The following is a 13,745-nucleotide window of genomic DNA, read 5'->3' as shown; positions in this document are numbered from 1 at the left end:
GACCCGTCTTAGGGTACGGCTGAACCCAGAATCCCGAGTCGAGGAGCAGACGAATGACCGTGTCGTACACCGTTCCGGGCCTGTCGACGGACGATGCCGAGCAGGTCGTGGCCGCACTGCAGGGGCGGCTGAGCGCGTACAACGATCTCCACCTCACCCTCAAGCACGTGCACTGGAACGTCGTCGGGCCGCACTTCATCGCCGTGCACGAGATGATCGACCCCCAGGTCGACCTGGTCCGCGGGTACGCCGACGAGGTCGCCGAGCGGATCGCGACGCTGGGTGCGTCGCCGAAGGGCACGCCGGGCGCGATCATCGCGGACCGCACCTGGGACGACTACTCGGTCGGCCGCGACACCGTGCTCGCTCACCTCGGCGCGCTCGACCTCGTCTACAACGGCGTGATCGAGGCGAACCGCGAGGTGATGGCGCTGACCGACGACCTCGACCTGGTGACGCAGGACATGATCATCGCGCACACCGCGGAGCTCGAGAAGTTCCAGTGGTTCGTGCGGGCGCACCTCGAGGACATGCGGGGCCGGCTGTCCACCGCGGGCGCGGACTCCGAGTCCGCCGCGGCCGACGACGCTCGCGCCGACGGCTGACGCGGTCACGGACGGGCGGACGCAGCGCGTGGCGGGTGTCAGGGTCGGGGTCACGGCGGAGCCGGACCCGTGGCTCGACGAGGTCGCCACGCGCTGCGCGCGTGTCGCCGGCGACGTGCAGGGTGCCCTGCGCCTCGGCCGTGAGCTCGGCCAGGACTGTGCTCTGCCGGGCGTCGACACCGCCGCGCGGTGGTCGTGCCTCGCGTCGCTGGGAGCCTGTGATCTCACCGTCGCCCGTGCGGTGGAGCCGCACCTGGACGCGTTGGCCATCCTCGCCGAGGCTCAGGCGGGGGAGGAGACGGTTCCGGCGGACGCCGTGCTGGGGGTGTGGGCCGCCGAGGGTCCCGGCACGCGCGTGGTCGCGCGGCCCCTGCCCTCCGGCGGCGCGCCCGGACGCTGGGCCCTCGGCGGGACGAAGCCGTGGTGCTCGCTCGCCGACGACGTCACCCATGCGCTGGTCACCGCCTGGATCGACGAGGAGCGGCGTGGTCTGTTCGCGGTGGCGCTCGACCAACCCGGCATCCAGACGGCGGACGAGCCCTGGGTGCCGCACGGTCTGCGCCGGATCCGCAGCACGTCGGTGCGCTTCGCGGAGGCGGAGGCGGTGCCGGTCGGTGGTCCCGGCTGGTACCTCGAGCGGGACGGCTTCGCGTGGGGCGGCATCGGCGTCGCCGCCGTCTGGTACGGGGGAGCGGTCGGGCTCGTCCGGCGCCTGACCGACGCGGCCGCGAAGCGCGAGCCCGACCAGATCGGGCTCGCCCACCTGGGCGCGACCGACGCGGCGCTGTACGCGGCGGCGAGCGCGCTGAGCCGTGCAGCTCGCCTCGTCGACGCCGGTGAGGCCCGGGGCGACGCCGGAGCCGTCCTCGCCCTGCGGGTGCGTCAGGTGGTCGCCGACTCCGCCGAGCGGGTCCTCCGCAGCGTCGACCACGCGCTCGGACCGGGTCCGCTCGTCAGCGAGCCCGAGCACGTCGCCCGGGTCTCGGACCTGCGGGTGTACCTGCGTCAGCACCACGCCGAACGGGACGCCGCGGCCCTCGGCCGCCACCTCGTGCACGGGGGCTCGCGATGACCGCGTCGTTCACCCACGACCAGCCCGGTACGCCCGCCTCGGCGTGGCGCGGGCACCCGGCCGCGCGGGCGTGCCCCGAGCTCGAGCTGGACCGGTTCGACCGACTGGTCGTGCTCGCCGCCCACCCTGACGACGAGACGCTCGGCGCCGGCGGGCTGATCGCGACCGCGCACACCGTCGGGCTCGAGGTCGAGGTGCTGGTGGCCACCGCCGGTGAGCGCAGCCACCCGCGATCCCCGACGCTCGGGCCGATCGGGCTCGCGCGGCGGCGTCTGGCCGAGCTGGAGGAGGCCGTCGGCGTTCTCGCCCCGGGATCGTCGTGCACCTTCCTCGGACTTGCCGACGCCGAGGTCGCCCTCGCGGAGTCGACGCTGGTCGAGCGCGTGGTCGAGGTGATCGGTGACGGGCGCCGGACGCTCGTGCTCGCACCGTGGCGCCACGACGGGCACAGCGACCACGAGGCTGCCGGGCGCGCGGCAGGAGTGGCCGCTGCCCGTACGGACGCCACCTTGCTGGAGTTCCCGATCTGGTGGTGGCACTGGGCTCGTCCCGAGTCCGCGCCCTGGGAGCGGATGTGCCGCTTCGCGCTGTCCGACGAGGCGCAGCAGCGACGGTCGGCCGCGATCCGGAGCCATCGCAGCCAGATCCAGCCCCTGTCGGCGGAGCCGGGCGACGAGGCGCTGCTCACCCGCGAGGTGCTGGAGCACTTCCGTGGGGAGTCGGAGTACTTCGTCTCCGAGGACACCCACGACGACGCGCTGGAGACGTTGCACGCACGCGCCGCGGACCCCTGGGGCGTACGGGACCGGTGGTACGAACGCCGCAAGCGCGATCTGCTCCTGGCGGCCCTTCCGTGGCCGCGGTTCGGGCGGGCCCTCGAGGTCGGGTGCTCGATCGGTGAGCTGACCGTCGCGCTGGCGGAGCGGTGCGACCAGGTCGTTGCCGTCGACTCGAGCGAGGCTGCCGTGCGCGCGGCGCGCGAGCGGCTCGCGGGCACGGAGGTGGAGGTGATCCAGGCGCGCGTCCCTCGGGAGTGGGTCGACGGCAGGTTCGATCTGGTGGTGCTGTCGGAGATCGGGTACTTCCTCAGCCCGGCCGGCCTCGACGGACTCCTCGACCGGATCACGTCGTCCCTGTCCCCGCGGGGGACGATCGTGCTGTGCCACTGGCGCCACGAGGTGGACGGGTGGCCGATGGACGGGCCGGCGGTCCACGCGGCGGTACGGGACCGGCGGGGGTGGGTCGAGCATGCGTCGTACGTCGACCGCGACGTCGAGATCGTCGTCCTCGGGGCGGATGCCGCCTGGCCGGAGCCGCACGCGTGAGCCTCGACGCCGCCGCGCCGGAGGTCGTGCACGTCGTGGTTCCCGTGCACGACGAGGAGCAGCGGCTCGGACGGTGCCTGACGGCGATCGAGCAGGCGGTGATCAGGCTGCACCAGGCGACGGGGATCGGCGCCCGCATCACGGTGGTGCTCGATCGCTGTCGCGACGGGTCGGCGGCCGTGGCCGCACGGCACGACGTCGACACGGTCATCTCCGGTGCCGGGTGCGTCGGCGTGGCGCGCGAGGCCGGCGTCGACCGGGTGGCGCGGCTGGCCCGGGGGCGCGAGCACGATCGGGTGTGGGTCGCGATGACCGACGCCGACTGCCTGGTCGGGCCGGGATGGCTCGTCCGTCAGCACGTCCTGGCATCGGACGGGTTCGCGCTGGTGGTCGGCCGGGTCCGCCCCGATCCCGACGAGATCGACCCGGCGCTGGCGCGCTCCTGGGACGACCGTCACCGCGACGGGCTGCACGTCCACGGCGCGAACCTCGGCTTCACCCTGGCTGCGCACCGTCTCGCCGGTGGCTTCAGCGCCTTGGACGAGCACGAGGACGTCGTGTTCGTCCGCTCGGCGATCGCGGCCGGGTGTCGGTGGACGAACCAGGGGAGCCGGGTGCGGACGTCGGCGCGGCTGCGCGGGCGCACGAACGGTGGCTTCGCCGGCTATCTCCGCGACCTCGCCGCGGCGCCCGAAGCGGGCTGAGGACGGCTCACGCGGCCGCCACGTCGCTCCAGTCGGCGCCGGACTCGACCAGCGTGCGACCACGCTCGTAGTCCGGGTCGTGCCGGTGGGTCAGGACCCCGACCACCCGACCGCCGGCGCCGTACCATGCGGTGAAGGCGCCCTCGCCGTGGTCGCTCAGGAGGACGGCGTCGTAGCCGTCGCCCCAGGCGGCGTACTTCAGGACCCGATCACCGATCCCGCTCCAGAATCCCGGCGCCTGCGCCCAGCGGTCCTGCACGCCGGCGGCGTTGGCTCCGGCGACCTCGCCCATCCTGACGGCGTCGCCCCAGTGCTCCACGGCGAGCCGCCGCCCTGCCGCGTGGTTCGTCGCGAGGGCGACGTCGCCGGCGGCCAGCACGTTCGCCCGGCTGGTCCGCATCCGTGAGTCCGCGAGGACCCGGCCGTCGGCGCACGCGATCCGTCCGGCGGCCGCGAGCGCGTTGTCGGGCGCGACCCCGGTGGCGAGCAGGACCATGTCGCCCGAGTACGCGCCGGCCGAGGTGCAGACCGTCCGCGCCTCGACGATCGAGCGGACCGTCGCGCTGGTGACGAGGCGTACGCCCGCGTCGTCGAGCCAACCGGCGATCCTGGCGGCCACCTCGTCGCCGAGCCGCGCGCGCTGCGGCGCCCGCTCCATCGTGATCAGCGTCGTGGTGACCCCCCGGGCGCACAGCGACGCCGCGGCCTCGCACCCGATGAACCCCGACCCGATCACGACCGCGGACCCGGCCGACTCCGCGGCCTGGCGCAGGGCGATCCCGTCGTCGAGGGACCGGACCTCCAGGACGCGTGGATCGTGCGCCCCGGGGACCGGCAGGCTGACGGGCCGGCTGCCGGTCGCCACCACGCAGGACCGGAAGTCGACCGTCTCGCCGCCGTGCATCGTGGCCCGGTCCCGATCACGGTGGATCGCGGTCACCGTCCGCCGCAGGGTGAGCTCGATGCGGTGGTCGGTGTAGAAGTCCGGTCCGGAGAGCGCGAGCTCGTCGGAGGCGGTCTCTCCGCGGAGATGCTCCTTCGTCAGGGGCGGCCGCGCGTAGGGCGGGTACGCGTCCTGGGAGACCACCAGGACGCGTCCGTCGCCGCCCGACTCACGGTACGACCGCGCGGCGGCGTGGCCCGCGGGACCGCCTCCGACGACGAGGAGACCGGCCGACGTCGAGCTCCGCACGCGCCACCTCCTCGGGTCGGCGTGACCGCGTCGTGCCACGTCACAGGCCCCGTACCCGCCGCGAGCGCCGCTCATGCGCCGGTGGCGGGCAGGTGGTGCGGAGGCCGAGTGTGGAGTTCGGACGGTGATGCCGCTAGGGTCGCAGGAGTAGCACCCTTCGCTGAAGAAGCCGGCGAGCCGCACGACCGTTTCCTTGGGAGCGTCGTATGTCTCGCACGTCGACCATTCCGTCCGCCGCGTCCGGCGGTGCCGCAGTCGAGAAGCTGGTTCTCGAGCACATCCCGCTGGCGCACTCCGTCGCCCTGCGCTTCCGCGATCGGGGCATCGACGTCGATGATCTCGTGCAGGTCGCCTACGAGGCGCTGATCAAGGCGGCTTCGCGCTTCGACCCGCAGCGAGGCGTGGGATTCGGCGCCTTCGCCGTGCCGACGATCCGGGGGGAGCTGCGCAAGCACTTCCGTGACGACGGCTGGCTGGTCCGCCCGCCGCGGCGGATCCAGGAGCGACAGTGGGCCGTCAACCGCGCGGTCGAACGGATCCGGGCCGAGCGTGGTCGGGAGCCGACCCGCGCGGAGGTGGTCGAGGACGTGGGCATCGACGAGGACGAGTACCACGAGTGCATGGCCGCGAGCGGATGCTTCCACGGCGTATCGCTGGACCAACCGGTCGAGGGCGACGGGGAGGGTGCTCTGCTCGAGGTGATCAAGGGGGAGGACGGAACCGACGCGGGCGAGGCGCGCGCCGTGCTCGCCCCCGTCGTGCGACGTCTGTCCTCGCGGGACCGCCGCATCCTGTTCCTCCGCTTCTTCGAGGACCGGACGCAGCGCGAGATCGGTCAGGACCTCGGGATCACGCAGATGCAGGTGTCCCGGCTGCTCAACCGCATCCTGACGCAGCTCCGGGACGAGATCGACGACGTCGCGGATCCCGAGGTGGCCGCGTCGGCGACCGAGCACGGCGCGCGGAGCGAACCTCAGGGCGCCGGGGCCGACGAGCTGGGCGTGGCCTAGACCGAGTCCGGCCGTCGCCAGGGCAGGCCGCTCGCGTCCAGCACCTGCTCGGCGACCGAGCCGGCGGGGGCGACCACCCGGAGCTCGGGACCGGTGACCAGGGCGTCGTCGATCAGTCGGAGGGCAGCGCTGCCGAGCAGGTCGACAGCCGTGAGGTCGATCGTGACCGGGTCGGCGTTCCCGGCGTGCGCCCGCAGGATCACGCCGAGCTCGTCCGCGGCGGACTCGTCGACGGCGCCGACGAGGCGGATCCGACGATCCTCGATCGCGGCCGTGAAGGGCATGTCGGCGTTCTCTCCTCGCCGGTCGTCGGTCGCCGCGAGGAAGAGGTGAGCGGGACGTGTCAGACGGTGGCGGACCGTGGCGGTGGTCCCGTCGGCGGTGCGGTCGATCACGAGCTCGTCGACCAGCCCGCTGGCCATCGCGAGCCCGCGCCCGCCTCCGTCGCCCGCGCGGGCCGCCCACCGCCCGTGATCCGCCACGCGGCAGGTGAGGGTGCCGTCGGGCGCCACCTCGGCCGTGACCCGGACCGTCCCGTCGCCCGACGGATAGGCGTGCTCGAGGGCGTTGACGACGAGCTCGTGGACGGCGTGCAGGACGGCGATCTGGTCGACCGCGCGCACCTGGAACGACTCGAGCCACCGCGCCAAGGCCGTACGGGCGTGCACCGGGGTCTCGGCCGCTTCTCCGACGCCGATGTCGAGCCCGGGTGGGTGCGGCGCGCGCGCAGCGACGAGCAGCGCGAGGTCGTCGACGGGCACGGAACCACGGCCGAAGGTCTCGAGTCCGAGCCGCGCGACCCTGTCGACCAGACGTGCTCGGTCGTCGGGGGCGCGGCCGGAGACGTGGGGGGCCAGCAGCTGCGCCAGCTCCTCCACGGAGCGGGCCGGCCCCACGTGCTGTCGGTCGAGGATCCCGTCGGTGCAGAGGATCAGGACGTCGCCGGGCGCCAGGGCGTCGGTGGCCGTCGTGTGCGCTCGGGAGCGCCCGAGGACCGGCGAGCGCGCCTCGGTGAGCGGCCGCACCTGAGCCTCCGACGTCACCACGACTGGGTCCGGGTGCCCCGCGGTGGCGTACTCGAGGCGGCCGTCACGGGGATCGACGACCACGACCGCCATCCGTGCGCCGATCGCGGTCGGGCTCGTCGACGCGAAGCGGTCGATCCGCTCCAGGACGTCGCCCGGCGGGGCGCCCTCGAGCAGAGAGGCCGCCGATGCGGCGCGGAGACGACATGCCGTCACCGATGCCGAGACCCCGCGGCCGACGACGTCGCCGATGACGAGCGCGACGGTGCCGTCGGCACGCGGCACGGCATCGAACCAGTCGCCCCTCACCGGGATCTCCGCTCCCGCGAAGACGTAGCCGGCGGCGACGTCGACGCCTGGTACGAGCGGCAGCTCGTCGGGCAGGACCTCGTCGTGCACCGCGGTGCGAAGGTCTGCGTCCCCGGCCAGATGGTGCGGTCGCCGCTCGCGGCGGATCTCCTGGGGCTGGCCCCGTCGGCCGTGCGAACCGACCGGGACCGCGCGGGCGACCACCCCGGCGCGCCCGGCGTCACGGTCCGACCAGCGGCAGGCCGACACGTCGAACAACCGAGGCGTCTCCGCCGTCCCGCCGACGTCGACGCGTCGCGTCTCCCACGTGAAGGCGTGACCGCCCTCGATCGTGTCGTCGAAGAGGCGGATCAGCCCGACGCTCGCTGCGGATCCGCCGACCGTCTCCTGGAGCGGGCGGCCTGGCGTCGGGGTGGGCCCAGGCAATGCCGCCGCCGACAGGTTGGAGCCGACCAGGAGGTGATCCTCGCCCTCGGTCACGAGGATCAGGTCGGGACTCTGCTCGAAGGCGATGGTCGCGGCGTCCGGCCGGGCGCGCTCGTCGTGTCGGTCCTGATCGCTCATGGCGGGTCCGGCGAGTCGTGGCCGCGGCGCCCGGTCTCCTGGGCGAGCGAGCGATCCAGCAGGTCGGGTGGGAGCGCGCCCGCTGCGACGACCTGGGCGGCGATGTCGCTCAAGCGGATGTTGGTGTCGTTGGAGCAGCGGCGCAGGACGTCGAACGCGCTCTCCACGTCGATCTCGTAGCGGGCGACGAGGATGCCTTGGGCGATCCCGATGAGGTGGCGGCTCTGCATGGCGGTCCGCAACCCGGTCACCAGCCGCGCCGAGCTCATGGCGAGCGTGGCGTGGGAGGCGAAGATCAGCGCCGTGTCCACGTCGTCGGCCGAGAACGCGTCGTACTCCTCCGCGTACAGGTTGAGCGACCCGATCGTCTCGTCGTCGCTGACCAGGCGGATGCTGAGGACCGAGTGGATCCCCTCGGCGGCGGCAGCGGGACCCCAGCGTCGCCACCGCGGATCGTTCTCGAGGTCACCGGACAGGTACGACTCGTCCTCCCAGATCGCCTCCAGGCACGGGCCCTCGTCGAGCTGGTACTGCAGGTTGTCGCACCGCTCCCCGCGGGGCGAGCTGGCTGAGGCGGTGACGACCGTGGCACGCCGTCGACGCAGCATCAACCCGCAGTCGTCGCAGGCGGGGACCAGCTCGATCGCGAGCTGGACGACGCGCTCGACGGTCGGCACCGCGTCGTCCTCGCGGAAGAGCTGGCGCCCGAGCGCCGCGAAGCGGGCTGCGAGCTCGTGCTCGGTCGCCATGATCTGCTCCGTTCCTTCAGGGATGGGGTCTCCATCCTGCTGCTCGCGCTCAGTTCGCGCTGCTCGAGAACCTGTCCCAGACGCGGTGGGAGGCGAGGGCATCGGTGGTGGCGGCCACCGCGTCCGGCCCCGAGTCCGCACGGGCGACGCCGGGGCCTTCGCAGCCGGTTGCGTCGAGCACGTCGATGCCGGCTCCGAGTGCGGCGAGGGGCTTCGCGTGGCGGTAGCACTCCTGGACGAGCAGCAGCACGCGCGGGTCGATCGCATCCTCGTCCCGGCTGCCGACGCCCGCCTTGGCATCGCCGACGGGGTCGGCATCGGCTGCGGGTGCGGGCCTGCCGAGGACGATGAGGGCGTCGAGCTCGACGGAGCGCACCGACGAGAACGCGTGGGCGACCGGGAGGCGACCGACGCGGCCGCCGTGGGCCGCGATGACGAGCGGGGTCGCCTGCGCGCTGCTCAGCGCGGCGACGACGCTCTGCGCCTCCTCGTCGTCCCCGTCGACCACGACGCCGACGCGACGCCCGTCGACCGGCCATCGGTCACCGAGCTGGGAGAGGGCCGGCGAGGGGTCGGGCTCGGCGAGAGGATCGTCCGGGTCGGGGACCGGCATGCCGAGTGCGTCCGCGACCTGCGCGCACAACGACGGGTCGATCCGGGCGAGGCACGCGACCTGTCGTTCCTGGACGGTGCGGTCCGAGCACTTCAGGAGCTCGAAGCTGTAGGCCGCCACGATGTGCTGCTGCTCCACGGCGGACATGCTCAGCCAGAACTGGCGCGGCTGGGTGAAGTGGTCGGAGAACGACGTCGGCACCGCGCGGATCTTCGGCCCGGCCTCGACCGTGACGGGGATGTCCTCGCGCCCGCCGTCGGCCGGCGGGACCTGCACCGGGCAGCCTCCGTCGAGGGAGTTCGGGCGGTACGGCGCGACGCCGGAGTGCACCGCCTGCTGACCGAACCCGTCGCGGAGCATGTCGTTCACCGGGGTCCGCGGCCGGTTGATCGGCAGCTGGGAGAAGTTGGGCCCGCCGAGCCGCGTGAGCTGGGTGTCGACGTACGAGAAGAGCCGTGTCTGCATCAGCGGGTCGTCGGTCGCGTCGATGCCCGGCGGCAGATGACCGACGTGGAACGCCACCTGCTCGGTCTCGGCGAAGTAGTTCGTGGGGTTGGCCGTCAGGACCATCCGCCCGATCGGCTGGATCGGGGCGAGCTCCTCGGGGACCAGCTTGGTCGGATCCAGCAGGTCGATGTCCTCGAAGCTCTGGTCCGGTGTGTCACGGAACACCTGGATCCCGAGCTCCCAGGAGGGGAAGGCGCCGGCGTCGATGGCGTCGGCGAGGTCGCGTCGGTGGAAGTCCGGGTCGATCCCGCCGAGGAGCTGAGCCTCCTCCCACGTCAGCGAGTGCACGCCGAGAGTGGGCTTCCAGTGGAACTTCACCAGTGACGTGTGCCCCTCGGCGGTCCTCGTCCGGAAGGTGTGGACGCCGAAGCCCTCCATCATGCGGTACGAGCGGGGGATGCCGCGGTCGGACATGTTCCAGATCGTGTGGTGCTGCGCCTCGGTGTGGAGCGACACGAAGTCCCAGAACGTGTCGTGCGCGCTCTGCGCCTGGGGGATCTCGCGGTCGGGGTGCGGCTTCGCGGCGTGGATGATGTCGGGGAACTTGATCCCGTCCTGGATGAAGAAGACCGGGATGTTGTTGCCGACGAGGTCGAAGGTCCCCTCGTCGGTGTAGAACTTCGTCGCGAAGCCGCGGGTGTCGCGCACGGTGTCGGCCGATCCGCGGGACCCGAGCACGGTGGAGAACCGGACGAAGACCGGAGTCTCACGGTCCTTCTCCAGGAACGTGGCCCGGGTGAAGTCCGACGCCGCGCCGTAGCCGGTGAAGACGCCGTGCGCTGCCGCGCCACGCGCGTGCACGACACGTTCGGGGATGCGCTCGTGGTCGAAGTGGGTGATCTTCTCCCGCAGGTGGTGGTCCTGGAGCAGCGTCGGACCCCGCGGACCCACCTTGAGCGAGTGGTCGGTGTCGGGCAGCGGAGTGCCGTGCGCCGTCGTCAGACGTTCCCCCTGCTGCTGCAGCGTGTCGCGACCGCCGGGCTCTGCGCCCGTCGGCGACGGTGGCGCGGGCGGTGGGGTGCCGATGTCGTCGGTGGACCGTCGGCTGGTCGCGTCGTCCGGCTGCATGATGACTCCTCGGGTGGCGTGCCGTGGGCGTACCCGGATCGCGGGATCGGCAAACGGGTGCAGGCCGTACGCATGCCCCGTCTCGGGCTGGGTACAGCCGGGGTGTCGACGAGGTGAGGAGGCACCCATGCGTGTCGGATACTTCCTGTCCACCGAGGAGTACGGGCCGGCCGACCTGCTCGCGCAGGCGCGCGCGGCGGAGGAGGCGGGCTTCAGCGGACTGTGGATCAGCGACCACTTCCACCCCTGGAACGACGAGCAGGGCAACAGCCCGTTCGTGTGGAGCGTGATCGGAGCGATCAGCCAGGTCTGCAACCTGCCGGTGACGACTGCGGTCACCTGCCCCACCGTGCGCGTGCACCCGGCGATCGTCGCCCAGGCGGCGGCGACCTCGGGGGTGCTGCTGGACGGCCGCTTCCGGCTCGGGGTCGGGTCCGGTGAGGCGCTCAACGAGAGCATTCTCGGCGGCGCCTGGCCGACCGCGGACGTACGGCTGGAGATGCTCGAGGAGTCGCTCGAGCTGATCCGGAGGCTGTTCACCGGCGAGGTCGTCACCTTCCGCGGTCGGCACTACACGGTCGAGCACGCCAGGCTCTACAACGTCCCGGCCACTCCGCCGGAGATCTACGTCTCGGGCTTCGGCCCGAAGGCGACCGACCTGGCGGCACGGATCGGCGACGGCTACATCAGCACGTCGCCGGACGCCGAGCTGGTCGCACGCTTCAAGGAGGGGTCGTCGGGCAAGCCGGCCCAGGCAGGAGCGAAGGTCGCGTACGCGCAGACCCAGGACGAGGGGTGGGAGCACGCGTACCGGCTCTGGCCGAACGCCGGGCTCCCGGGGGAGCTGGCGCAGATCCTGCCGACACCGGAGCACTTCGAGCAGGCCACGCAGCTCGTGACGATCGACTCCACCCGCGAGTCCGTCGTCGCCGGCAACGACCCGGCCCAGCACCTCGAGCAGATCCGCTCGTACGCCGACGCCGGCTACGACGAGCTCTACATCGCGAACATGGGTCCGCACTTCCTCGAGATGATCGAGTTCTACGGGCAGAAGGTGCTCCCGGAGGTCTCATGACCCGCCGCCCGGAGCCTGCCGAGGCGCCGTCCGACGCCACGAGGCCCTCATCCGAGACCACGAGGAGGAAGCGATGACGACGACTGTCTCCGACCATCTGCTGGAGCGCCTGCGGGAGTGGGGGGTGCACCAGGTCTTCGGCTATCCCGGCGACGGGATCAACGGGATCCTGGGCGCCTTCTCCCGCGCCGACGACCGGCCACGCTTCATCCAGGCACGGCACGAGGAGATGTCGGCCTTCGAGGCGGTCGGCTACGCGAAGTTCAGCGGCCGGCCGGGGGTGTGCATGGCGACCTCCGGTCCGGGTGCGGTGCATCTTCTCAACGGCCTGTACGACGCCAAGCTCGACCACGTCCCGGTCGTCGCGATCGTCGGCCAGACCAACCGCACGGCGATGGGAGGCAGCTACCAGCAGGAGATCGATCTGCTCAGCCTGTTCAAGGACGTCGCCAGCGACTACGTGCAGATGGTGACCGTCCCCGAGCAGCTGCCGAACGTCCTCGACCGTGCGATGCGCGTCGCGATGGGACGGGGGGCGCCGACCGCGATCATCATCCCCAACGACGTCCAGGAGCTCGACTACCAGCCGCCCGAGCATGCCTTCAAGATGGTGCCGTCGAGCCTCGGCATCAGCTGGCCCGAAGCCGTGCCGGACGACGAGGCGGTCCGTCGCGCGGCCGAGATCCTCAACTCCGGGGAGAAGGTCGCGATGCTGGTCGGGCAGGGTGCCCGTGGGGCTGCCGACGAGGTCGTCCGGGTCGCCGACCTGCTCGGCGCCGGCGTGGCGAAGGCCCTGCTCGGCAAGGACGTGCTCAGCGACGAGCTGCCGTTCGTCACCGGCTCGATCGGCCTGCTCGGCACCCGACCGAGCTACGAGATGATGCGTGACTGCGACACCCTGCTGACCGTCGGGTCGAGCTTTCCGTACACGCAGTTCATGCCCGAGCTGGACCAGGCCCGAGCGGTGCAGATCGACATCGACCCCACCATGATCGGGATGCGCTACCCGTACGAGGTGAATCTCGTCGGCGACGCCGCCGCTACGTTGCGAGCGCTCGTCCCCCTGCTGGACCACAAGGAGGACCGCGGCTGGCGCCGCGACCTGGAGGAGAAGGTCGCGCGGTGGTGGGAGGTGATGGACGCCGAGGCCCGGGTCGATGCCGACCCGATCAACCCGATGCGGCTCTTCAGCGAGTTCTCCGCCCAGGCGCCGCCCGACGCGATCGTCGCCGCCGACAGCGGGTCGGCCGCCAACTGGTACGCCCGACAGATCAGGATGCGCGCCTCGATGCGCGGGTCGCTGTCCGGCACGCTCGCGACGATGGGACCGGCCGTGCCGTACGTGATCGGAGCGAAGTTCGCGCATCCTGACCGACCGGCGATCGCCTTCGAGGGTGACGGCGCGATGCAGATGAACGGGATGGCCGAGCTCCTGACGGTCGCACGGTACTGGGAGGAGTGGGACGACCCGCGTCTGGTCGTGGCCGTGCTCCACAACGACGACCTCAACCAGGTGACCTGGGAGCTCCGTGCGATGGGCGGGACGCCGACCTTCGTCGAGTCGCAGGCGCTCCCGTCGATGTCCTACGCCGACTTCGCGGCGTCGATCGGACTCGGCTCGGCCACCGTCACCGATCCCGATGACCTGGCCGGCGCGTGGGAGACGGCGCTGTCGGCCGATCGGCCGTTCGTCCTCGACGTGCACTGCGACGCCGACGTGCCGCCGATCCCGCCGCACGCCGACCTCGAGCAGATGACGAATCTCGCCGCAGCGCTGGCGAAGGGTGACTCGTCCCGCTGGGGCGTCATCAAGCAGGGCATCAAGACGAAGGCCCAGGAACTGCTGCCGGACCGCGACGGGTGAGCCGCGCCCCTGCGGTCGGGCGCGCCGCACCAGCGTATGACCCCCGGCTCCGCGTAGGGCCGG

At 72.5% G+C, this 13,745-nt stretch carries 11 protein-coding genes; 7 read left to right on the top strand and 4 right to left on the bottom strand.

The genetic code is table 11. The annotated features are described in order from the left end of the window. The first annotated feature begins 53 nt into the window (after positions 1-53). Genes CLV56_RS01740 through CLV56_RS01725 form a run of 4 tightly spaced genes read left to right on the top strand, consistent with a single transcriptional unit; the run spans position 54 to position 3,706 of the window. Positions 54-605, top strand: a complete 552-nt coding sequence (locus CLV56_RS01740) for a Dps family protein (RefSeq protein ID WP_039368821.1) — start codon at positions 54-56, stop codon at positions 603-605. Between the two features lie 28 nt (positions 606-633). After that, a complete protein-coding gene (locus tag CLV56_RS01735) occupies positions 634-1,677 on the top strand; it encodes an acyl-CoA dehydrogenase family protein (protein ID WP_100414295.1) in 1,044 nt (347 codons plus the stop codon). Beyond that, the gene (locus CLV56_RS01730; RefSeq protein ID WP_039368818.1) at positions 1,674-3,002 is read left to right on the top strand and encodes a PIG-L family deacetylase; all 1,329 of its coding nucleotides are present in this window, start codon (positions 1,674-1,676) and stop codon (positions 3,000-3,002) included. Before CLV56_RS01735 ends, CLV56_RS01730 begins: the two co-directional genes overlap by 4 nt. Next, entirely contained in the window at positions 2,999-3,706 is a 708-nt protein-coding gene (locus tag CLV56_RS01725; RefSeq protein WP_039368815.1) for a glycosyltransferase family A protein, read from the top strand. Before CLV56_RS01730 ends, CLV56_RS01725 begins: the two co-directional genes overlap by 4 nt. A 7-nt stretch (positions 3,707-3,713) precedes the next feature. Here the strand turns inward: CLV56_RS01725 and CLV56_RS01720 are convergent, their stop codons facing one another. Further along, a complete protein-coding gene (locus CLV56_RS01720) occupies positions 3,714-4,898 on the bottom strand; it encodes an NAD(P)/FAD-dependent oxidoreductase (protein ID WP_039368812.1) in 1,185 nt (394 codons plus the stop codon). A 206-nt stretch (positions 4,899-5,104) separates the two neighbouring features. Here CLV56_RS01720 and CLV56_RS01715 point away from each other — a divergent pair, with 206 nt between their 5' ends. Beyond that, on the top strand, positions 5,105-5,908 hold the full coding sequence (locus tag CLV56_RS01715; RefSeq protein WP_100414292.1) for a sigma-70 family RNA polymerase sigma factor: 804 nt from the start codon (positions 5,105-5,107) through the stop codon (positions 5,906-5,908). Here CLV56_RS01715 and CLV56_RS01710 read toward each other — a convergent pair. From CLV56_RS01710 to CLV56_RS01700, 3 genes are read right to left on the bottom strand one after another with little or no spacing between them, the layout of a single operon-like run. Continuing rightward, positions 5,905-7,806 (bottom strand): SpoIIE family protein phosphatase, encoded by a 1,902-nt coding sequence (locus CLV56_RS01710; RefSeq protein ID WP_100414291.1) that lies wholly within the window; start codon positions 7,804-7,806, stop codon positions 5,905-5,907. The two genes, CLV56_RS01715 and CLV56_RS01710, sit on opposite strands and share 4 nt — an antisense overlap. Next, the gene (locus CLV56_RS01705) at positions 7,803-8,555 is read right to left on the bottom strand and encodes a GAF and ANTAR domain-containing protein (RefSeq protein WP_170224746.1); all 753 of its coding nucleotides are present in this window, start codon (positions 8,553-8,555) and stop codon (positions 7,803-7,805) included. Before CLV56_RS01705 ends, CLV56_RS01710 begins: the two co-directional genes overlap by 4 nt. Before the next feature lie 49 nt (positions 8,556-8,604). Beyond that, positions 8,605-10,743 carry a catalase gene (locus CLV56_RS01700; RefSeq protein WP_100414289.1) on the bottom strand — a complete coding sequence of 713 codons (2,139 nt, stop codon included), beginning with the start codon at positions 10,741-10,743 and terminating at the stop codon, positions 8,605-8,607. A gap of 127 nt (positions 10,744-10,870) precedes the next feature. On the opposite strand from CLV56_RS01700, the gene CLV56_RS01695 reads away from it, so the two are divergent. Together CLV56_RS01695 and CLV56_RS01690 are read left to right on the top strand one after the other, a co-directional pair. After that, positions 10,871-11,818 (top strand): TIGR03557 family F420-dependent LLM class oxidoreductase, encoded by a 948-nt coding sequence (locus CLV56_RS01695; protein ID WP_039368810.1) that lies wholly within the window; start codon positions 10,871-10,873, stop codon positions 11,816-11,818. 73 nt (positions 11,819-11,891) lie between these two features. Next, the gene (locus CLV56_RS01690; RefSeq protein WP_039368807.1) at positions 11,892-13,682 is read left to right on the top strand and encodes a thiamine pyrophosphate-requiring protein; all 1,791 of its coding nucleotides are present in this window, start codon (positions 11,892-11,894) and stop codon (positions 13,680-13,682) included. Positions 13,683-13,745: the final 63 nt, after the last annotated feature.

It is taken from the genome of Mumia flava, from assembly GCF_002797495.1.
Classification (GTDB): Bacteria; Actinomycetota; Actinomycetes; order Propionibacteriales; family Nocardioidaceae; genus Mumia; species Mumia flava.
This window is presented reverse-complemented; position numbering and strand designations above follow the sequence as displayed.